Genomic DNA, 19991 nt, shown 5'->3' on the forward strand with positions numbered 1-19991 from the left:
GACTTTAAACGTGACGGGTACGTCCGCCAAGCCCTATTCGTCAGGCTGTGAAATAAACTTCAAAAAACTGTCAAAGAGCTTTTTTCTGTCATCCCTTTTGCTGTATTACGAATACAGACCGCCGAAACCTGCAACACAGGTGGCGTCTTCCAAGACCCACCTTGAGCGACATTTCTGCCCTGCCTGAAGGGGAGAATCCGGCGGCCTTTTCGTGGCGCAGTACTGTCGTGGTTCTGCGTCGCCCGGCTTCTACAAAGGTGAGCGAGTATGGATGACCACGGACGCACCCCTTCCACCAACCAGCCAATCCTTTACGTGCTCGATACCAACGTATTGATTCATGATCCAAACGCACTGCTGAACTTCGAAGAACACCACGTCGCCATCCCCATGACGGTTCTGGAGGAACTGGACAAACTCAAGGCCGGTAAACATTCGGTTGCTGCCGAATGCCGCCAGGCCATCCGCCTGATCGACAAGACCCTGGGCGAAGCTTCGCCGGAGGAAGTCGAGAAGGGCGTGCCCATCGACCGTGGAACAGGCGTATTCAAGGGCTACCTGTCGATTTTGATGAGCAAGCGCGAGGAACCCAACAGCCTGCTGCCCGAGCACCTGAACGACAACATCATCATCAACCAATTGATTGACCTGCATGCGCGCAACAAGGACTTGAGCGTCGTGCTGGTGACCAAAGACATCAACATGCGCCTCAAGGCGCGCGCCTGCGGCATTGCTGCCGAGGATTACAGCACCGATCAGCTGGTCGACGACGTTTCACTGTTGTCGCGTGGCTACCATGACATGACCGGTTCGTTCTGGGACCGCGTCAGCAAGGTCGACACCCGTCAGGAGCGCGGCCGTACCTGGCACCGCGTGCAGCTCACTGAAATGCTGCCGGCGGTTCATATCAACGAGTTCATTGTCGATGAACAGGGTTTCGTCGGCTGGATCAAGGGCGTCAAGAACGACGAACTGCTGATTCTGGATATGCACCAGGAGCCTTTGCTGCATCAGGAGGCCTGGGGGCTGAAGCCGCGCGATATCTATCAGGGGCTGGCGCTGTTTGCGTTGCTCGACCCGGATATTCATCTGGTCAACCTGTCAGGTGCCGCAGGCTCGGGTAAAACCATTCTGGCCCTGGCTGCTGCCATCGAGCAGACCATGGTCACCAAGCGCTATCGGCGCATCATCGCTACCCGCAGCGTTCAGGGTCTGGATCAGGAAATCGGCTTCCTGCCCGGCACCGAGGCGGAGAAGATGGAGCCGTGGCTCGGCGCGATCACCGATAACCTCGAAGCGTTGCACATGGATGACGAAAACACCCATGGCAGTGTCGATTACATCCTCAGCAAGGTGCCGTTGCAGTTCAAATCCCTCAACTACATTCGAGGTCGCAGCTTCCAGCAAAGCCTGATCCTGATCGATGAATGCCAGAACCTGACCCCGCACCAGATGAAAACCATCATCACCCGTGCCGGTGCCGGTTCCAAAGTGGTCTGCCTGGGCAACCTGGCGCAGATCGACACCCCTTACCTGTCGGCCACCAGTTCCGGGCTGACCTACCTGACGGAGCGCTTCAAGGACTTCCCGAACGGCGTGCACATCACCCTGCAGGGCGTGCCACGCTCGATACTGGCCGAATACGCGGAGAGTCATCTTTAGCTGAAAAGCAGCTGTAAGCTTCAGGTGGGGGACTTCGGTGTACGAGATCCCTCGCTTGCAGCTTTTGATTGTCGCGCCCATGCGCCAAGCTTATCGTCACACACAAGTTCGCTTCTGGCCGAAAGGCGTAGGAGCGAACTTGTTCGCGAAGGCTATATTGTGGGCGATAAATCATTTGTGCATGTACAGCCCTCTTCGCGAACAAGTTCGCTCCTACGCCCTCCGGGCAGAAGCCAGGATTTTCGTACGCTTTAAAACCTGTGTAAAACGCCGGGCACTTTCAGCTTGTAGCTTGTAGCTTGCAGCTGCCACACTTCTTGCTTCTGCCAAGGAGTAACGTTGTGCTCACTCATCTCGATTCCCAGGGTCGCGCCAATATGGTTGATGTCACGGATAAAGCCGTGACGTCCCGTGAGGCTGTGGCCGAAGCCTTCGTGCGCATGCTGCCGACGACGCTGCAAATGATCGTCAGCGGTGGTCATCCCAAGGGTGACGTGTTTGCCGTCGCGCGTATCGCCGGCATTCAGGCGGCGAAGAAAACCAGCGATCTGATCCCGCTTTGCCATCCGTTGATGCTCACCAGCATCAAGGTCCACCTCGCCGCTGAGGGTGATGATGCCGTGCGCATCACTGCGAGCTGCAAGCTGGCCGGGCAGACCGGTGTGGAAATGGAGGCCCTGACGGCTGCCAGTGTTGCCGCGCTGACCATTTACGACATGTGCAAGGCGGTGGACCGCGGCATGGTCATCGAGTCGGTTCGGCTGCTGGAAAAGCTGGGCGGCAAGAGCGGTCACTTCATTGCCGATCAGGCACAGGTTTCCTCATGAAGGTTCAGGTTCAGTATTTCGCTCGTTACCGTGAACTCCTGGGCCTTGAAAACGAGTCTGTCGAAGGCGAGTTCGCCACGCTGGACGCGTTGCGCCAGACGCTGCTGCAGCGTGGCGAGGCCTGGCAGGTGCTTGCCGAGCAGAACCTGATGTGCGCTCGCAACCAGGAGCTGTGCAAGCCGACCGAGCCGTTGGCCGACGGCGATGAAGTCGCGTTCTTTCCGCCCGTGACCGGAGGTTGATGATGAGCGTTCGCGTCCAGGCGGCAGCCTTCGACCCAGGCACCGAAGTCAACGCGCTGCATGCTGCCAACCTGGGCATCGGCGCGGTGGTCAGTTTTGTCGGCTATGTTCGGGATTTCAACGAGGGGCGTGAAGTGTCCGGCATGTTTCTCGAGCACTATCCGGGGATGACCGAGAAGGCACTGGCAAAAATCATTGCCGAGGCCGAACAGCGCTGGCCGTTGCTGCGCGTCGATGTGCTGCATAGAGTAGGGGCGCTGGAGCCTGGCGAGCCGATCGTGTTCGTCGGCGTTGCCAGCGCGCACCGTCAGGCAGCGTTCGAAGCCTGTGACTTCGTCATGGATTACCTCAAGACCCGCGCGCCGTTCTGGAAGCGTGAAAACACCTCAGAAGGTACGCACTGGGTCGAAGGTCGTCACAGCGATCACCAAGCGGCTGATCGCTGGAAGTAAGCATCAGGCGTTGCTGCGCACCACGGCCCTGAGCAAATGAGTCGGCGGTGTCTCGCAGCTGATCTTGCGGCCCAGTTTTTCCTCGATGGCGGGCAACTGGTAAGAGTCATCCTCACCGGCAAAACTGATAGAGACGCCATCGGCGCCAGCGCGACCGGTACGGCCGATGCGGTGCACGTAATCGTCCGGTACTTCGGGCAGGGTGAAGTTGATCACGTGGCTGATGCCGTCGATGTGAATGCCGCGACCGGCCACATCGGTGGCGACCAGCACGCGGATCTTGCCTTCGCGGAAGCCTTCAAGGGTCTTGATGCGCTTGTGCTGAGGCACATCGCCTGACAGCTGCGCCGCGTTCACGCCATCGCGCACCAGACGCTCTTCGATGCGTCGGACTTCGTCTTTGCGGTTGGCGAAGACCATGACCCGTTCCCAACCGTTGTCGGTCACCAGGTTGTAGAGCAGCTTGTATTTGTCGGCACCGGCGACGGCATAGATATGCTGTTCGACGTTGTCACTGGCAACGTTCAACGATTCGATCTCGACGATCGAAGGGTCCGTGGTCCACTGCTTGGCGAGGTTCATCACGTCTTCGGTGAAGGTCGCAGAGAACAGCAGGGTCTGGCGCTCACCCTTGTGCGGCGTCTGACGAATGATCTGACGCACCTGCGGGATGAAGCCCATGTCCAGCATGCGGTCGGCTTCGTCGAGGACCATCACTTCGACCATGTCCAGATGCACTTCGCCGCGCTGGTTGAAGTCCAGCAGGCGGCCTGGCGTGGCGACCAGAATGTCGCAGTGGCGTGCTTCGAGTTGTTTGAGCTGCTTGTCGAAGTCCATGCCACCAACGAACGTCATGACGTTCAGGTTGGTGTACTTGGTCAGGTCGGCGGCGTCCTTGGCGATCTGCACCACCAGCTCGCGGGTCGGAGCAATGATCAGCGCGCGCGGCTCACCCATGTAGCGTTCTGCAGGCGGCGGCGTCTGGGTCAACTGCTCGATGATCGAGATCAGAAACGCAGCGGTCTTGCCGGTGCCGGTCTGGGCGCGTCCGATCGCATCCTTGCCCTTGAGGGTGAAGCCCAGTACGCCCGCCTGGATCGGTGTGCAGTACGGGAAACCAAGGTCCTGAATTGCGTGCATCAGTTCAGGCGCGAGGTTGAAGTCATGGAAGCGGGTCTTGCCTTCCTGGGGTTCGACGACGAAATCTTCGAGTTTCCAGGCCGGCGCGGGCGGTTTTGTCACGCGCTCGCGACGCGGGCGCTCGGCCCTCGGCTTGTCGGTGCGCGGCGCTCTGGCTTTGGAGGGCTCGCTGGTCGCATCCAGAGCCTGAGTCTGGACAGCATGATCCGGTGTGTCGCCTGTGGCAGCGGGAGAGGCGGGAATAGAGGTTATCGGAGTAGGCGCAGGCTGCTCAGCCTCGCTCTTACCGAACATCTTTTTAAGTGCTTTGAGCACGGTCATCTCATCAATTGGTTAAGGAATGTACGCCGAGCAGTGTAAAGCAAGAACCGTGCTCGGCGTAGTGCCATCCATGGCGAGCTACAAAAGCGGTCCGTCGCAAGGGGTTCAGAGCGCTTCAGCGAAGCCTTTCAGCAAGCCAGACGCCGATGTCGCGAATTTCCTCCGGTAACACTTGATGCTCCATTGGGTATTCCTGCCATTCAACGGTTACACCCTGGGCGGTGAGATGGTCGTAGACGGCGCGGCCCATCGGATAAGGCACGACCGCGTCATGCTTGCCATGCAGGCAGTAGGCAGGAATGCGTTGCTGACTCGCCGACAGGGTCATCTCGTTGCTGAATGTGGGGGCATAAGTGGACAGCGCGAGTACGCCGCCCAACGGGCCTTGCCAGCGTCGGTAGCCGGCGTGCAAGACCACCGCGCCACCCTGGGAGAAGCCAGCCAGGAAGATTCGCGCCGGGTCGATGCCGCTGTCGCGCTGCTGCTCGATCAGGTCCAGTACCTTCTGCGCCGAGGCCTCCATCTGATCATGGTCAATGGCCCGGGCCTCTGAACTCATGGACTTGATGTCATACCAACTGGGCATTGCATAACCGCCATTGACGGTCACAGCACGTGTCGGTGCCTGAGGCAGTACGAAGCGTGTGGTGCGCAACGACTCCTGCAGTGCTTCGGCGACCGGCAGAAAATCATAGCGGTCGGCGCCCAATCCATGCAGCCAGATAACGCAGGCGTCGGCGGGACTGGAAGGTTCGATGATCAGAGAATCGCTCATGTCTGCTCCATTTGTGTGCGCTGGCTCTTTTTGAGCGCATTAATAAAGTGCGCGGTTAGATTAAAAATGAAAGAAGATGTCGCAAGGTTACAAGTTTTTGTCTTGACCTGTCGCTAATTCGACTTAGCCAGCATGCTGGTACGGGCTTTGCTACAGCAGGACTGGAGTCGAGTCGCTCACATCGTTCGGTAACACTATAAGGCTATTACTTATAGCGATCGAAAAGCAGCTCGGGAGTCCATGCGTCAGGATTCGCGGCACGATTCAACCTGTACCGCTCAGGTCCGGGAAAATCATGGAGTTTCAGTCCACGGGGCCGATTCTGAATGATGAAGACGCATGACGGGATGATCCTGCAGGCAATTCGTTATTCAGGCCCAGCGTCGCATGACCCAAAAATAAGCCAGCACGGGTCATTAGCGCCTCACAAAGGTGCGACGCGACTGAGACACCTACACAACAAAGAGCAAACTGGAGGTTTTTGAATGAAGATGTTGAAATCCACCCTGGCTGTCGTCACTGCCTTGGCCGCATTTGGTGTGATCGGGGCTGCAAATGCCGGTACCACCCTTGACGCTATCAAGAAGAAAGGTTTTATCCAGTGCGGCGTCAGCGATGGCCTGCCAGGGTTTTCCGTTCCAGACTCCACCGGCAAGATCACCGGTATCGATGCTGACGTCTGCCGCGCAGTAGCCGCCGCAGTATTCGGCGACGCCACCAAGGTCAAGTTCAGCCAGTTGAACGCCAAGGAGCGCTTCACTGCACTGCAATCGGGCGAGATCGACATCCTTTCGCGTAACACCACCTGGACCAGCTCCCGTGATGCGGGCATGGGCCTGGTGTTCACCGGCGTGACTTACTACGACGGTATCGGCTTCCTGGTAAACAACAAGCTGGGCGTCAATAGCGCCAAGGAACTGGACGGTGCAACCATCTGCATCCAGGCCGGTACCACTACCGAGCTGAACGTCTCCGACTACTTCCGCTCGAACGGCCTGAAATACACCCCGATTACCTTCGACACCTCCGACGAAAGCGCCAAGTCGCTGGAAGGCGGCCGTTGCGACGTACTGACTTCCGACCAGTCGCAGCTCTACGCACAGCGCAGCAAGCTGGCCAAGCCGGACGATTACATCGTTCTGCCTGAAGTGATCTCCAAGGAGCCTTTGGGCCCTGTCGTGCGTAAAGGCGACGAAGAGTGGTTCTCGATCGTTCGCTGGACCCTGTTCGCCATGCTCAACGCCGAAGAAGCCAAAATCACTTCCAAGAACGTTGAAGCTGAAGCCAAATCGACCAAGAACCCTGACGTAGCCCGTATGCTGGGTGCTGACGGTACTTACGGCACGGACCTCAAACTGCCGAAAGACTGGGTCGTGCAGATCGTCAAGCAGGTCGGCAACTACGGCGAAGTGTTCGAACGCAACCTGGGCGAAGGCACCCCGCTGAAAATCAAGCGTGGCCAGAACGCTCTGTGGAATGCCGGCGGCATTCAATACGCTCCACCTATTCGTTGATTGACCCGGCGCCCGACAGGCTTCCCAGCCTGTCGGGCGTTGTTCTGTTGGATTTTTCCTGGGGCATTTCATGGAAAAGCAAATCGTCGCACCCAAGCAAAAGCTCTCTCTGAGCGATCCGAAAGTGCGCGCGTGGTTATTTCAGATCATCACTGTCGTGGCGGTGATCGCGTTGGGCTGGTTTATCTTCGATAACACCCAGACCAACCTGCAACACCGTGGTATCACCTCGGGTTTCGGTTTTCTTGAGAACAGTGCCGGTTTCGGTATCGCTCAGCACCTGATCGACTACAGCGAAGCGGACAGCTATGCCCGTGTGTTCGTCATCGGTCTGCTGAATACCTTGCTGGTGTCGGTTATCGGTATTGTCCTGGCGACCTTGCTGGGCTTTGTCATTGGTGTCGCTCGCCTGTCTCCGAACTGGATGATCAGCAAGCTGGCCACCGTGTATGTCGAAGTCTTCCGCAACATTCCGCCATTGCTGCAGATCCTTTTCTGGTATACCGCCGTATTCCTCACGCTGCCTGGGCCGCGTCAGGCGCATGGCTATCTGGACATGTTCTTCGTCAGCAGTCGCGGGCTCAACATGCCCAGAGCATTGCCTGCCGAAGGCGCCTGGGCATTCCTGATCAGTCTGGTTGTTGCCGTGATCGCCATCATCATGATGGTGCGCTGGGCCAACAAGCGCTTCGAAGCCACCGGCCAGCCGTTTCACAAGTTCTGGGTCGGCCTGGCGTTGCTGCTGGTCATCCCTGGCCTGAGCGTGCTGATCTTCGGCAGCCCGGTGCATTGGGAACTGCCACAACTGAAGGGCTTCAACTTCACGGGCGGCTGGGTGCTGATCCCTGAACTGATCTCCCTGACCTTGGCACTGACTATCTATACGGCGGCGTTCATCGCCGAAATCGTGCGCTCCGGCATCAAGTCGGTCAGCCACGGCCAGACCGAAGCTGCCCGCTCACTGGGCCTGCGCCCCGGGCCGACGCTGCGCAAGGTGATCATCCCGCAGGCGCTGCGCGTGATCATTCCGCCGCTGACCAGTCAGTTCCTGAACCTGGCGAAGAACTCTTCGCTGGCAGCCGCCATCGGCTACCCGGAAATGGTTTCCCTGTTTGCCGGTACGGTGCTCAACCAGACCGGGCAGGCCATTGAAGTCATTGCCATCACCATGAGCGTGTACCTGGCGATCAGTATCAGCATTTCCCTGCTGATGAACTGGTACAACAAGCGCATTGCGCTGATCGAGCGGTGAGGAAAAGCGCATGACAACTCATACTTTCAAACCTGATATGCCACCACCGGGCAAAGTGTTCGGCCCGGTAGCGTGGATGCGGCAGAACCTGTTCTCCAGCTGGATCAACACCCTGCTGACCCTGTTCTCGCTGTATCTGATCTATCTGGTCGTGCCGCCGATCATCAGTTGGTCCCTGCTGGACGCCAACTGGATCGGCACGACCAAGGCAGACTGCACCAAGGCGGGCGCCTGCTGGGTGTTCATCGAGCAGCGTTTCGGTCAGTTCATGTACGGCTACTTCCCCAATGAACTGCGCTGGAGGGTCGACCTGACCGCCATCTTGGCGATCGTCGGTGCTGCGCCGTTGTTCATCTCGAAGTTTCCGCGCAAGGCTGTCTACGGTATTGCCTTCCTGGTGATCTACCCGGTTGTCGCGTTCTACCTGCTGCATGGCGGCGCGTTCGGTCTGACCAACGTACCGACCAGCCAGTGGGGCGGTCTGATGCTGACTCTGGTGATCGCCACCGTGGGTATCGTCGGTGCCTTGCCGCTGGGTATCCTGCTGGCGCTCGGTCGTCGTTCCAACATGCCGGCCGTGCGTGTGGTGTGCGTGACGTTCATCGAGTTCTGGCGCGGCGTGCCGCTGATCACCGTGCTGTTCATGTCGTCGGTGATGCTGCCGCTGTTCATGCCAGAGGGCATGAACTTCGACAAGCTGCTGCGCGCGCTGATCGGCGTCATCCTGTTCCAGTCCGCTTACATTGCTGAAGTGGTGCGTGGCGGCATGCAGGCCATTCCCAAGGGCCAGTACGAAGCAGCCTCGGCGATGGGCCTGGGTTACTGGCGCAGCATGGGTCTGGTGATCCTGCCGCAGGCGTTGAAGATGGTCATTCCCGGCATCGTCAACACCTTCATTGCCTTGTTCAAGGACACCAGTCTGGTGATCATTATCGGTCTGTTCGACCTGCTCAACAGCGTCAAGCAGGCTACCGCCGACCCGGCATGGCTGGGTATGGCCACTGAAGGCTACGTCTTCGCGGCCCTGGTGTTCTGGATCTTCTGTTTCGGTATGTCCCGCTATTCCATGCATTTGGAACGTAAGCTGGACACAGGCCACAAGCGTTAGGAGTTTTGTGATGAGTGAAGTTATCAATAAGCCTCTGGGCGCTGAAGGCATGATCCGCATGGAGGGCGTACACAAGTGGTACGGCCAGTTCCATGTACTCAAGGACATCAACCTGAATGTGCGCCAGGGTGAGCGTATCGTGCTGTGCGGCCCGTCGGGCTCGGGCAAGTCGACCACCATTCGCTGCCTCAACCGTCTGGAAGAGCACCAGCAGGGTCGCATCATTGTCGATGGCACCGAACTGACCTCGGACCTTAAACAGATCGAGACCATCCGCCGCGAAGTGGGCATGGTGTTTCAGCACTTCAACCTGTTCCCGCACCTGACCATCCTGCAGAACTGCACGCTGGCACCAATGTGGGTGCGCAAGATGCCGAAGAAGAAAGCCGAAGAAATCGCCATGCACTATCTGGAGCGTGTGCGGATTCCGGAGCAGGCCCACAAGTTTCCGGGTCAGCTTTCCGGCGGTCAGCAGCAGCGTGTGGCAATTGCCCGTGCCTTGTGCATGAAGCCGAAAATCATGCTGTTTGATGAACCGACGTCGGCCCTTGACCCGGAAATGGTCAAGGAAGTGCTCGACACCATGGTGGGCCTGGCTGAAGAAGGCATGACCATGCTGTGCGTGACCCACGAAATGGGCTTTGCCCGTACCGTGGCAAATCGGGTGATCTTCATGGACAAGGGCGAAATCGTCGAACAGGCTGCGCCGAACGACTTCTTCGATAACCCGCAGAGCGACCGTACCAAGCTGTTCCTCAGCCAGATCATCCACTGATTGGATATCTGCTGAGCAAGGAAACCGGGCCATGTGCCCGGTTTTTTTTATGCCTGTCGTCGCTGTGTGGGGTGTATGCAATTGCGCTGAACCTTGTATTCGCGATGATTCTCCAACAGGATACCGCCCCCCTGAAAAGGGTCGACATACCTGATGACCGAGAAACTGATGACTGCCAAGGCTCAACCCAGCCCCCAACCGACCACCGATCAACCCCATTCTGCTTTGAAGCGCCCCTGGCTGTTGCTGCTGGGTCTGGTGCTGGTCGCCCTCAACCTGCGCCCGGCGTTGTCCAGCATTGCGCCGCTGCTTGACACGGTGTCCGACAGCCTGGGCATGTCCGCTGCCGAAGCCGGACTGCTGACCACCTTGCCGGTTTTGTGTCTGGGCCTGTTCGCGCCCTTGGCACCCATCCTCGCCCGCCGGTTTGGCAGTGAGCGGGTGGTGATGGTGGTGCTTCTGACACTGGCTGCAGGCCTGGCAGTGCGCAGCCTGTTTGGTCAGGCCGGGCTGTTTGCCGGCAGCCTGCTGGCGGGTGCCAGCATCGGGATCATTGGCGTGTTGCTGCCGGGTATCGTCAAACGTGATTTCCCGCACAAGGCCGGAGCCATGACCGGTGTCTACACCATGGCCTTGTGCCTGGGCGCGGCCATTGCAGCCGGTTCGACGGTGCCGCTGAGTCAGTACGTCGGCGGCAGTTGGCAGATTGGCCTGGGTTTCTGGCTGGTTCCGGCACTGATTGCCGCCGCGTTATGGTTTCCGCAGGCGCGTGAAGTGCATGGCACGCATCGCGATGTCTACCGGGTCCGCGGTCTGTTGCGTGACCCGCTGGCCTGGCAGGTCACGCTGTACATGGGCCTGCAATCGTCGCTGTCGTACATCGTCTTCGGCTGGTTGCCGTCGATCCTCATCGGTCGCGGCCTGACGCCGACCCAGGCCGGCCTGCTGTTGTCCGGCTCGATCATTGCGCAGGTCATCAGCGCGCTGGCGGTGCCTTATCTGGCCACACGCGGCAAGGATCAGCGTCTGGCGATCATGCTGGTCATGTCGCTGACCCTGATCGGCCTGTTCGGCTGCCTGTATGCGCCGCTTGGCGGGCTGTGGGGCTGGGCGATCCTGCTGGGGATCGGGCAGGGCGGCACGTTCAGTCTGGCGCTGGCCTTGATCGTCCTGCGCTCGCGTGACTCACATGTCGCCGCCAACCTGTCGAGCATGGCACAAGGCGTCGGCTACACCATCGCCTCGACCGGCCCGTTTGCCGTGGGTGTGGTGCATGACATGACCGGCAGCTGGAGCGCGATTGGCTGGATCTTCGCGGTGCTCGGGCTGGGCGCCATCATCGCGGGCATGGGCGCCGGTCGGGCGCTGCAGGTGCAGGTCAGTAGCGAGAAGGTTTGAGGCCATCAACCACTCGCCATTTTCCGCAGCGCCGCTTATCGTGCACGGATAATCCGCCAAGGAATGTGCACGCATGAACTATGAAGAACAAAGTCAGGCCAACAGCGCACTGATCACCCGCTTTTATGAGGCATTCGCGCAGCTGGATGCCGAGGCGATGAGTGCCTGCTACACCGATGACGTGCTGTTCAGCGACCCTGCCTTTGGTGAATTGCGCGGCGCTCAGGTCGGCGACATGTGGCGCATGCTGACTTCCCGGGCAAAGGATTTCTCGGTGGTCTTCGATCAGGTGCGAGCCGATGACCAGACTGGCAGTGCGCATTGGGTGGCGACGTATCTGTTCAGTCAGACCGGGCGCACGGTGGTGAACGATATTCAGGCGCGCTTCGTGTTCCGTGACGGCAAGATCTGCGAGCACCGTGATGATTTCGATATGTGGCGCTGGTCGCGTCAGGCCCTGGGTTTGAAGGGCCTGCTGCTTGGCTGGACGCCTTTGGTGCGCAACGCCGTCAGGGCTCAGGCGCTCAAGGGCCTGAAGACCTTTTCAGAGAATCGCCGTGCCTGAGGTCGCCAGCACTTCGAGTGCGTCGACTGCCGAACAGGTGGTCGGCAAACCCTGGTTTGTCTATCTGGTGCGCGCTGCCAACGGCTCGCTGTACTGTGGCATCAGTGATGATCCGCAGCGGCGATTCGCTGCGCACCAGAGTGGCAAGGGCGCGCGCTTTTTCTCTTCGAGTCCGGCGATGGCGCTGGTCTACGTTGAACAATGGCCCAGCAAGGGCGAGGCGTTGCGCCACGAGCGGCTGATCAAGAAGCTCAAAAAAAGCGCCAAAGAGGCGTTGGCTGCCAGCTACGTAAAGTCATCGATCCATGAGCGTGATGCCGTCCCATCAGTTTGAGGCTGTGTGCGGGCAGGGTGCTGCGGGTTAAGCTGTGTTTTTCCCACGCGCACAGAGGCTGAACATGTCCGAGTTGATCCTTCACCACTACCCCACGTCGCTGTTCGCCGAAAAAGCCCGTCTGATGCTGGGTTTCAAAGGCCTTGCATGGCGTTCGGTGACTATCCCTTCGATCATGCCCAAGCCTGACCTGACTGCATTGACGGGCGGCTACCGCAGGACTCCGGTATTGCAGGCCGGTGCGGACATTTACTGTGACACGGCACTGATGGCTCGGCGTCTGGAGCAGGAAAAAGCCTCGCCAGCGTTTTATCCGAAAGGGCAGGAATTCAGCGTTGCCGGCCTGGCCGCCTGGGCCGATTCGGTGTTGTTCATGCATGCTGTGAGTCTGGTGTTTCAGCCAGAATCAATGGCTGTGCGCTTTGCCAAGGTACCACCAGACGCCGCCAAGGCGTTCGTGGCTGACCGTTCGACGCTGTTCAACGGCGGCACTGCGTCGCGCCCACCTGTGGAGCAGGTCAAACACCAATGGCCTACGCTGATGTCGCGTCTGGAGCTGCAACTCTCGCACGGCGGTGACTTCCTGTTCGGCGTAGCGTCGATTGCCGATTTCTCGGTTGCCCATACGTTGTGGTTTCTCAAGCAGACGTCGGTCACCGCACCTTTTGTCGATGATTATCCGAGTGTCAGGGCCTGGCTCGATCGCGTGCTGGGTTTTGGTCATGGCACGTTCAGCGACCTGAGCTCGGCAGATGCCATCGAAATCGCCAGAAATGCCACGCCTGCGCCATTGCCCGATGAAACTCTCGTCGATCCAAATGGCTTCAAGGCAGGTGACAAGGTTGCGGTTTCTGCGGTCGACTACGGCGTCGAAGCGGTTGAGGGCGAGTTGGTATTTACCGGCCGCGAAGAGCTGATCCTGCGCCGCGAGGACGAGCGTGCAGGCGTCGTGCACGTCCACTTCCCGAGAATGGGCTATCGGATCGAGAAGCGCTGAGGTGCAACGATGCTCTGCGTCGCAAGGAGGACGCCGAGCATTGGCACGATAGCCTGGTGGGCTACTTCAATGCCGCCAGTATCTGATCCGGGTCAAACCCCCGGATCAACGTGCCGTTGACGTCGATCAGCGGGATGCCTCTGCCGCCCAGCGCTTCATACGCCTTGCGGCCTTCTTCCGACTTCTCGATGTCGAACTCCTGATACGCAATCCCCTTGCTGTCCAGAAAACGCCGGGTCTGCTTGCAGTAGCCGCACCAGTCAGTGGCGTACATCACCACTTTTGCCTGGCTGTAGCTCTGCGCGACGTCTGCCGGGGGCGGGTTGACGAAGTTTTCGATCCTGCCCCAGTTCTGGTAAATCACGACCACCAGCATGATCAGGGCAAACTTCTTCAGGGTGCGCAGCAGCATGTCGGTTACCGTCGCTTCAACTGGTCGGTCAGTTGCGTCGGCAGCCCTTTGATGATCAGGGTGCCGGCGGTTTCGTCGTATTCGATCTTGTCGCCCAGCAGGTGCGCTTCAAAACTGATCGACAGGCCCTCGGCGCGGCCGGTGAAGCGCCGGAACTGGTTGAGGGTGCGCTTATCCGCCGGTATTTCCGGGGATAGGCCGTAATCCTTGTTGCGAATGTGATCATAGAAGGCGCGCGGACGATCTTCGTCGATGAGTTCGGACAGCTCCTCCAGGCCCATCGGTTCGCCCATCTTGCTCTGACTGCTGGCGTAGTCGACCAGGGTCTTGGTCTTCTCGCGGGCCGATTCTTCCGGCAGGTCTTCGCTTTCCACGAAATCACTGAACGCCTTGAGCAGGGTACGGGTTTCGCCGGGCCCGTCCACGCCTTCCTGGCAACCGATGAAGTCGCGGAAGTACTCGGAAACCTTCTTGCCGTTCTTGCCCTTGATGAACGAGATGTATTGCTTGGACTGCTTGTTGTTCTGCCACTCGGAAATATTGATCCGGGCGGCGAGGTGCAACTGGCCAAGGTCCAGGTGTCGGGACGGGGTCACGTCCAGCTCGGCATTCACTGCCACGCCTTCGCTGTGGTGCAGCAGGGCGATGGCCAGGTAGTCGGTCATGCCTTGCTGATAATGGGCGAACAGCACGTGGCCGCCCACTGACAGATTGGATTCTTCCATGAGCTTTTGCAGATGCTCGACAGCCACCCTCGAGAACGCCGTGAAGTCGCTGCCACCGTCGATATATTCTTTGAGCCAGCCGCTGAAAGGGTGCGCGCCGGACTCGGGATGGAACAGGCCCCATGCCTTGCCCTGTTTGGCGTTGTAGCTTTCGTTGAGGTCGGCCAGCATGTTCTCGATGGCCTGGGACTCAGCGAGTTCGGAGTCGCGTGCATGGAGAACAGCGGGCGTACCGTCGGGTTTCTTCTCGATCAGGTGGACGATGCAGTGACGGATCGGCATGGGCTTCTCGGCTGAAAAAGGTGAAGAGCGTGCAGCTCGTTGCAAGACGCCCAGTGTAACGCACGCATGCGCCCGATGGCCCCGGACAGACTGGTTTTCGCCAGCAGCGAGTGTTTGCTGGGTGTTTTTTGTGCAATTAACATTAAAACCTGACCAAAAGGATAGGTAGAGGCGGATATTTGCCCGGCTCTGTGCTAGTTTTGCCCGGTCTTGCGCACTTAGCGCGTCAAGCATGCAGTTAGCGCACACGTAGGTCGAACCATTACCCGGTTTCAGTATCTACACTTTCGCGATTAATCGTGGCTGCTAGCGGGTGGCCAGGTTCGTTGCCTGGCCACGGGCCGACGTTGCGCTCTGCAATCCAAATGAATTTGATAGGGAAGGAACACCACCATGGCTCTTACTAAAGACCAATTGATCGCCGATATCGCTGAAGCTATCGACGCGCCAAAAACCACCGCGCGTAATGCTCTTGAGCAATTGGGCCAAATTGTTGCCGACCAATTGGAAAACGGCGTGGAAATCACTTTGCCAGGTATCGGCAAACTGAAAGTTGCAGAGCGTCCAGCTCGCACTGGCCGCAACCCTTCGACTGGCGCTGCCATCGAAATCGCTGCCAAGAAAGTTATCAAGTTCGTTCCAGCCAAAGTGCTGACCGACTCGATCAACAAGTAAGCAACCGCTTGCTGTGAAAAAGCCGTGCACCGGTTAACCGGGCACGGCTTTTTTGTGGGCGCCTGATTAGACACCTCCCGCAAAGTCGAACGCAGAGCGTCCAGAACGGTCCTCCAGACGCCTATCGTTCCTCACGCTCCAGCGTGGGAATGCCTTGCGTGACGCTCTGCGTCACAGATCTGTGCTGCACTGCATATTCAAGAGAGGACGCAGAGCGTCCAGAACGGCATGCCGACGCGGAGCGTCGCACGATAGTCGAGATTAAGGCATGTCGCTGTGGAGTCGCACGATAATCGAGATTAAGGCCTGCCGACGTGGCGTCGCACGATAGTCGATGCGGCACGATAGCCCTATCCGTGGGGTGTGCGTTGTGCCTTGTCAAGGAAGGTCCAGGCCACAAAACGGCTTTGCTTCTGGCCCTGGCCCATTTCCACCACCTTTATTTCAAGCACGCCGGCTTTTTTCAGGGCGCTCTGGATCGGCGGCAGGTTGGAGGCCTTGGACACCAGTGTGCTGAACCATGCCACCTGGCTCGGCAGCAAGGCGCTTTCCTGGATCAGTTGGTTCACGAAGCCGATCTCGCCGCCGTCGCACCACAACTCTTGTGACTGGCCGCCGAAATTGAGCACCGGCAGCTTGCGCTTGGGATCAGCCTTGCCCAGCGCGCGCCACTTGCGCTGGCTGCCACGCTGCGCTTCTTCCAGCGAGGCATGGAAGGGCGGGTTGCAGAGGCTGACGTGGAAGCGTTCGCTACTGTCGAGCAGCCCGAGCAGGATCTGCTTGCGATTGCCCTGCTGGCGCACGCTGATGGCCTTGCTGAGGCCGTTGGCCTTCACAATGGTGGTGGCTGCAGCGATGGCGGTGCTGTCGATGTCCGAACCCACGAACTGCCAGCCGTAGTCGCTATGTCCCAGCAACGGGTAGATGCAATTGGCGCCGGTGCCGATGTCCAGCGCCTTGATGGATGCGCCGCGTGGTATCACGCCTTCGTTATCTTCGGCCAGCAGGTCGGCGAGGAAGTGCAGGTAGTCCGCACGCCCCGGAATCGGCGGGCACAGGTAATCGGCCGGAATGTCCCAATGGGCGATGCCATAGAACGCTTTGAGCAGCGCGCGGTTGAACACCCGTACCGCCTGCGGATTGGCGAAGTCGATGCTTTCCTTGCCGTAAGGATTGAGGATCACGAACGCTGCCAGCTCGGGGCTGGATTTGATCAGCTTCGCAAAGTCGTACTGGCCCTGATGCCGATTGCGCGGGTGCAAGGTGGCCTTTTCACGCGGCGCAGCAGGTTTGGCTGGCCGCTGAGGCTTCTTGCGCGGTGGTTTGCGGGTATCGGTCATGGATTCGATGTCAGCCGTGAGGTTGAGTTGCCTGGCTTATTCGCGAGCAAGCGCAGCGTCGCCTTGGCGGGGTACGCGTTGCTCGCGAATAAGTCAGTACAGAAGTTCAGATAACAAAAAGCCAGCCCATGATCGGGCTGGCTTTTCTGGCCACCTTACAGGCTGGCGATGCGTGCGTGTTGCTCGGCCAGCTTGCCCAGCGCCTGTTCGGCTTCGGTCAGCTTGGCGCGTTCCTTGGCGATGACTTCAGGCGGTGCCTTGTCGACGAAGGCGGCGTTGGACAGCTTGCCGCCGACGCGTTGCACTTCGCCTTGCAGGCGCTGGATTTCCTTGTCCAGGCGCGCCAGCTCGGCCCCTTTGTCGATCAACCCGGCCATCGGCACCAGCACTTCCATGTCACCGACCAGCGCGGTGGCGGACAGCGGTGCTTCTGCGCCTTCGGTCAGTACGGTCATGGATTCGAGCTTGGCGAGCTTCTTGAGCAGGTAATCGTTTTCGCTCAAACGACGCTGATCTTCGGCGCTGACGTTCTTGAGGAACAGTTGCAGCGGCTTGCCCGGACCGATGTTCATCTCGCCACGGATGTTGCGCACGGCGAGCATCAGGCCCTTGAGCCATTCGATATCGTCTTCGGCGGCCTGATCGATGCGTGCTTCATTGGCCACCGGCCAGGGTTGCAGCATGATGGTCTTGCCTTGCGCACCGGCCAGCGGCGCGAGGCGCTGCCAGATTTCTTCGGTGATGAACGGCATGAACGGGTGCGCAAGACGCAACGCCACTTCCAGAACGCGAACCAGCGTGCGGCGTGTGCCGCGCTGACGCTCGACCGGCGCTGTTTCGTCCCACAGTACGGGCTTGGACAGCTCCAGATACCAGTCGCAATACTGGTTCCAGATGAACTCGTACAACGCTTGGGCGGCGAGGTCGAAGCGGAACTGGTCCAGCTGGCGGGTCACTTCGGCTTCGGTGCGCTGCAACTGCGAGATGATCCAGCGATCAGCCAGCGACAGTTCGACCGCTTCGCCGTTCTGACCGCAGTCTTCGCCCTTGTCCAGCACGTAGCGCGCTGCGTTCCAGATCTTGTTGCAGAAGTTGCGGTAGCCTTCGACGCGGCCCATGTCGAACTTGATGTCGCGACCGGTGGACGCCAGCGAGCAGAAGGTAAAGCGCAGGGCATCGGTGCCGTAGCTGGCGATGCCGTCGGCGAATTCCTGGCGGGTCTGCTTCTCGATCTTTTTCGCCAATTGCGGCTGCATCAGGCCACTGGTGCGTTTCTCTACCAGCGTTTCGAGGTCGATACCGTCGACGATGTCCAGCGGGTCAAGTACGTTGCCCTTGGACTTGGACATCTTCTGGCCCTGGCCATCGCGCACCAGACCATGCACATAGACAGTCTTGAACGGGACTTGCGGGGTGCCATCCTCGTTCTTCACCAGGTGCATGGTGAGCATGATCATCCGCGCGACCCAGAAGAAAATGATGTCGAAGCCGGTGACCAGCACGTCGGTGGAGTGGAAGGTTTCCAGTGCCTTGGTCTTTTCCGGCCAGCCGAGGGTGGAGAAGGTCCACAGGCCCGAGCTGAACCAGGTGTCCAGCACGTCGTTGTCCTGCTGCAGCGCGATTTCCGGCCCCAGGTTGTTCTTGGCACGGACTTCGGCTTCGTCGCGGCCGACGTAAACCTTGCCGGACTCGTCGTACCACGCCGGAATGCGGTGGCCCCACCAGAGCTGACGGCTGATGCACCAGTCCTGGATGTCGCGCATCCACGAGAAGTACATGTTTTCATACTGCTTGGGCACGAACGCGATGCGGCCGTCTTCGACAGCAGCAATCGCAGGCTCGGCCAGCGGCTTGGTGGAGACGTACCACTGATCGGTCAGCCACGGTTCGATGATGGTGCCGGAACGGTCGCCTTTCGGCACCTTCAGGGCGTGATCATCAACGCTGACCAGCAACCCGGCGGCATCGAATGCGGCAACGATCTGTTTGCGCGCTTCGAAGCGGTCCAGCCCGGCATAGGCGGCGGGCAGGCTGCCGTCGACGCTTTCGTTCAGCGTGCCGTCGAGGTTGAACACCTGAGCGGCGGGCAATACGTTGGCATTCTTGTCGAAAATGTTCAGCAGCGGCAGGTTGTGGCGCTTGCCGACTTCATAGTCGTTGAAATCGTGGGCCGGGGTGATTTTCACGCAGCCGGTGCCGAACTCGGGATCGCAGTAATCATCCGCGATGATCGGGATGCGACGGCCTACCAAGGGCAATTCGACGAACTTGCCGATCAGCGCCTTGTAGCGCTCGTCCTGCGGGTTAACCGCAACGGCGGCATCACCGAGCATGGTTTCCGGGCGGGTGGTGGCTACGATCAGGTAATCTAGACCTTCGGCGGTCTTTGCGCCGTCAGCCAGTGGATAACGCAGGTTCCACAGATGACCTTTCTCGTCGTGGTTCTCCACTTCGAGGTCGGAAATGGCGGTGTGCAGCTTGGTGTCCCAGTTGACCAGGCGCTTGCCACGGTAGATCAGGCCGTCTTCATGCAGACGCACGAAAGCTTCCTTTACCGCTTCGGACAGGCCGTCGTCCATGGTGAAGCGCTCGCGGCTCCAGTCGACGGACGAGCCCAGGCGGCGGATCTGGCGGCTGATGTTGCCGCCGGACTCGGCTTTCCATTCCCAGATCTTGTCCAGAAACTTCTCGCGGCCCAGTTCATGACGGCTTACGCCTTGCGCTTCGAGCCGACGCTCGACCAGCATCTGCGTGGCGATACCCGCGTGGTCGGTGCCCGGTTGCCACAGCGTATTGCGGCCCTGCATGCGACGGAAACGGATCAGTGCATCCATGATCGCGTTATTGAAACCGTGGCCCATGTGCAGGCTGCCGGTGACGTTCGGCGGCGGGATCATGATGGTGTACGAGTCACCCACGCCTTGCGGAGCGAAGTAGTTCTCGGACTCCCAGGTCTGGTACCAGGAAGTTTCGATGGCGTGCGGCTGGTAAGTCTTGTCCATGCGCGGCGGGAACCTGTGGCATTGATTCGGAAACCGGTAAGTATAGACCTGACGACCAGCGACAAGCCATAAGTGCCGGGCCACAACTGGCAGATCTGTCAGTAGGCGGCGAGTGTTCCGAGGGTCGGCTGGCGGCTCTGATACGCTCGCAGTTAGATACGCGCCGACAAAATATCCAGTTACCCGAGGTGCA

General features: G+C 59.3%; 19 protein-coding genes. 13 read left to right on the forward strand and 6 right to left on the reverse strand.

Features of this window, described 5'->3' with window-relative positions; genetic code table 11:
* Window positions 1-267: 267 nt before the first annotated feature.
* The 4 genes from P406_RS17130 (at window position 268) to moaE (ending at window position 3183) form a co-directional block, all read left to right on the forward strand.
* Window positions 268-1662, forward strand: a complete 1395-nt coding sequence (locus tag P406_RS17130) for a PhoH family protein (RefSeq protein WP_003341739.1) — start codon at window positions 268-270, stop codon at window positions 1660-1662.
* A 341-nt stretch (window positions 1663-2003) separates the two neighbouring features.
* Window positions 2004-2489, forward strand: coding sequence for a cyclic pyranopterin monophosphate synthase MoaC (gene moaC, locus P406_RS17135; protein WP_003341741.1), 486 nt, complete (start codon window positions 2004-2006; stop codon window positions 2487-2489).
* Complete coding sequence (moaD, locus tag P406_RS17140) at window positions 2486-2731, forward strand: molybdopterin converting factor subunit 1 (RefSeq protein ID WP_046236824.1); 246 nt, start codon at window positions 2486-2488, stop codon at window positions 2729-2731. Before moaC ends, moaD begins: the two co-directional genes overlap by 4 nt.
* Before the next feature lie 2 nt (window positions 2732-2733).
* Window positions 2734-3183: a molybdopterin synthase catalytic subunit MoaE gene (gene moaE, locus P406_RS17145; RefSeq protein WP_003341745.1), complete on the forward strand. Its 450-nt coding sequence runs from the start codon at window positions 2734-2736 to the stop codon at window positions 3181-3183.
* Window positions 3184-3186: 3 nt separating this feature from the next.
* On the opposite strand, the gene rhlB is transcribed toward moaE, so the two are convergent.
* Window positions 3187-4644 (reverse strand): ATP-dependent RNA helicase RhlB, encoded by a 1458-nt coding sequence (gene rhlB / locus P406_RS17150; protein ID WP_167338284.1) that lies wholly within the window; start codon window positions 4642-4644, stop codon window positions 3187-3189.
* A gap of 115 nt (window positions 4645-4759) precedes the next feature.
* Window positions 4760-5419, reverse strand: a complete 660-nt coding sequence (locus P406_RS17155) for an alpha/beta hydrolase (RefSeq protein ID WP_003415217.1) — start codon at window positions 5417-5419, stop codon at window positions 4760-4762.
* 485 nt (window positions 5420-5904) lie between these two features.
* Between P406_RS17155 and P406_RS17160 the strand changes: the two genes are divergently transcribed.
* The 8 genes from P406_RS17160 (at window position 5905) to P406_RS17195 (ending at window position 13362) form a co-directional block, all read left to right on the forward strand.
* On the forward strand, window positions 5905-6933 hold the full coding sequence (locus P406_RS17160) for an amino acid ABC transporter substrate-binding protein (protein WP_003415218.1): 1029 nt from the start codon (window positions 5905-5907) through the stop codon (window positions 6931-6933).
* Between the two features lie 70 nt (window positions 6934-7003).
* Window positions 7004-8185: an amino acid ABC transporter permease gene (locus tag P406_RS17165; RefSeq protein ID WP_046236825.1), complete on the forward strand. Its 1182-nt coding sequence runs from the start codon at window positions 7004-7006 to the stop codon at window positions 8183-8185.
* 10 nt (window positions 8186-8195) lie between these two features.
* The gene (locus P406_RS17170; RefSeq protein ID WP_004402865.1) at window positions 8196-9293 is read left to right on the forward strand and encodes an amino acid ABC transporter permease; all 1098 of its coding nucleotides are present in this window, start codon (window positions 8196-8198) and stop codon (window positions 9291-9293) included.
* A gap of 10 nt (window positions 9294-9303) precedes the next feature.
* Window positions 9304-10068, forward strand: a complete 765-nt coding sequence (locus P406_RS17175; RefSeq protein ID WP_003408905.1) for an amino acid ABC transporter ATP-binding protein — start codon at window positions 9304-9306, stop codon at window positions 10066-10068.
* Between the two features lie 168 nt (window positions 10069-10236).
* Window positions 10237-11466 (forward strand): CynX/NimT family MFS transporter, encoded by a 1230-nt coding sequence (locus P406_RS17180; protein WP_032702654.1) that lies wholly within the window; start codon window positions 10237-10239, stop codon window positions 11464-11466.
* Window positions 11467-11539: 73 nt separating this feature from the next.
* The gene (locus P406_RS17185) at window positions 11540-12031 is read left to right on the forward strand and encodes a nuclear transport factor 2 family protein (RefSeq protein WP_046236826.1); all 492 of its coding nucleotides are present in this window, start codon (window positions 11540-11542) and stop codon (window positions 12029-12031) included.
* Window positions 12024-12365, forward strand: coding sequence for a GIY-YIG nuclease family protein (locus P406_RS17190; RefSeq protein WP_046236827.1), 342 nt, complete (start codon window positions 12024-12026; stop codon window positions 12363-12365). Before P406_RS17185 ends, P406_RS17190 begins: the two co-directional genes overlap by 8 nt.
* Before the next feature lie 64 nt (window positions 12366-12429).
* Window positions 12430-13362: a glutathione S-transferase family protein gene (locus P406_RS17195; RefSeq protein ID WP_046236828.1), complete on the forward strand. Its 933-nt coding sequence runs from the start codon at window positions 12430-12432 to the stop codon at window positions 13360-13362.
* A 61-nt stretch (window positions 13363-13423) separates the two neighbouring features.
* Here P406_RS17195 and P406_RS17200 read toward each other — a convergent pair whose 3' ends face one another.
* Both P406_RS17200 and yejK read right to left on the reverse strand, forming a co-directional pair.
* Window positions 13424-13774 carry a glutaredoxin family protein gene (locus tag P406_RS17200; protein WP_003408919.1) on the reverse strand — a complete coding sequence of 117 codons (351 nt, stop codon included), beginning with the start codon at window positions 13772-13774 and terminating at the stop codon, window positions 13424-13426.
* Between the two features lie 5 nt (window positions 13775-13779).
* On the reverse strand, window positions 13780-14781 hold the full coding sequence (gene yejK / locus P406_RS17205) for a nucleoid-associated protein YejK (protein ID WP_024662369.1): 1002 nt from the start codon (window positions 14779-14781) through the stop codon (window positions 13780-13782).
* Between the two features lie 393 nt (window positions 14782-15174).
* Between yejK and P406_RS17210 the strand changes: the two genes are divergently transcribed.
* Window positions 15175-15456 carry an HU family DNA-binding protein gene (locus tag P406_RS17210; RefSeq protein WP_002552279.1) on the forward strand — a complete coding sequence of 94 codons (282 nt, stop codon included), beginning with the start codon at window positions 15175-15177 and terminating at the stop codon, window positions 15454-15456.
* A gap of 350 nt (window positions 15457-15806) precedes the next feature.
* On the opposite strand, the gene rlmF is transcribed toward P406_RS17210, so the two are convergent.
* Both rlmF and P406_RS17220 read right to left on the reverse strand, forming a co-directional pair.
* The gene (gene rlmF / locus P406_RS17215; protein WP_046236829.1) at window positions 15807-16796 is read right to left on the reverse strand and encodes a 23S rRNA (adenine(1618)-N(6))-methyltransferase RlmF; all 990 of its coding nucleotides are present in this window, start codon (window positions 16794-16796) and stop codon (window positions 15807-15809) included.
* 155 nt (window positions 16797-16951) lie between these two features.
* Window positions 16952-19798: a valine--tRNA ligase gene (locus P406_RS17220; protein WP_046236830.1), complete on the reverse strand. Its 2847-nt coding sequence runs from the start codon at window positions 19796-19798 to the stop codon at window positions 16952-16954.
* Between the last annotated feature and the right edge of the window lie 193 nt (window positions 19799-19991).

Source organism: Pseudomonas syringae pv. coryli str. NCPPB 4273 (assembly GCF_000972175.1).
Taxonomy (GTDB): domain Bacteria; phylum Pseudomonadota; class Gammaproteobacteria; order Pseudomonadales; family Pseudomonadaceae; genus Aquipseudomonas; species Aquipseudomonas syringae.

Coding starts and splice junctions, on each gene's coding strand:
- P406_RS17170 (WP_004402865.1), top strand. CDS start 8,196: ATGACAACTCATACTTTCAAACCTGATATGCCACCACCGGGCAAAGTG.
- P406_RS17180 (WP_032702654.1), top strand. CDS start 10,237: ATGACTGCCAAGGCTCAACCCAGCCCCCAACCGACCACCGATCAACCC.
- P406_RS17185 (WP_046236826.1), top strand. CDS start 11,540: ATGAACTATGAAGAACAAAGTCAGGCCAACAGCGCACTGATCACCCGC.
- rlmF (WP_046236829.1), bottom strand. CDS start 16,796: ATGACCGATACCCGCAAACCACCGCGCAAGAAGCCTCAGCGGCCAGCC.
- yejK (WP_024662369.1), bottom strand. CDS start 14,781: ATGCCGATCCGTCACTGCATCGTCCACCTGATCGAGAAGAAACCCGAC.
- P406_RS17130 (WP_003341739.1), top strand. CDS start 268: ATGGATGACCACGGACGCACCCCTTCCACCAACCAGCCAATCCTTTAC.
- P406_RS17160 (WP_003415218.1), top strand. CDS start 5,905: ATGAAGATGTTGAAATCCACCCTGGCTGTCGTCACTGCCTTGGCCGCA.
- P406_RS17220 (WP_046236830.1), bottom strand. CDS start 19,798: ATGGACAAGACTTACCAGCCGCACGCCATCGAAACTTCCTGGTACCAG.
- P406_RS17155 (WP_003415217.1), bottom strand. CDS start 5,419: ATGAGCGATTCTCTGATCATCGAACCTTCCAGTCCCGCCGACGCCTGC.
- P406_RS17195 (WP_046236828.1), top strand. CDS start 12,430: ATGTCCGAGTTGATCCTTCACCACTACCCCACGTCGCTGTTCGCCGAA.
- P406_RS17210 (WP_002552279.1), top strand. CDS start 15,175: ATGGCTCTTACTAAAGACCAATTGATCGCCGATATCGCTGAAGCTATC.
- moaD (WP_046236824.1), top strand. CDS start 2,486: ATGAAGGTTCAGGTTCAGTATTTCGCTCGTTACCGTGAACTCCTGGGC.
- P406_RS17175 (WP_003408905.1), top strand. CDS start 9,304: ATGAGTGAAGTTATCAATAAGCCTCTGGGCGCTGAAGGCATGATCCGC.
- P406_RS17165 (WP_046236825.1), top strand. CDS start 7,004: ATGGAAAAGCAAATCGTCGCACCCAAGCAAAAGCTCTCTCTGAGCGAT.
- P406_RS17200 (WP_003408919.1), bottom strand. CDS start 13,774: ATGCTGCTGCGCACCCTGAAGAAGTTTGCCCTGATCATGCTGGTGGTC.
- rhlB (WP_167338284.1), bottom strand. CDS start 4,644: ATGACCGTGCTCAAAGCACTTAAAAAGATGTTCGGTAAGAGCGAGGCT.
- moaE (WP_003341745.1), top strand. CDS start 2,734: ATGAGCGTTCGCGTCCAGGCGGCAGCCTTCGACCCAGGCACCGAAGTC.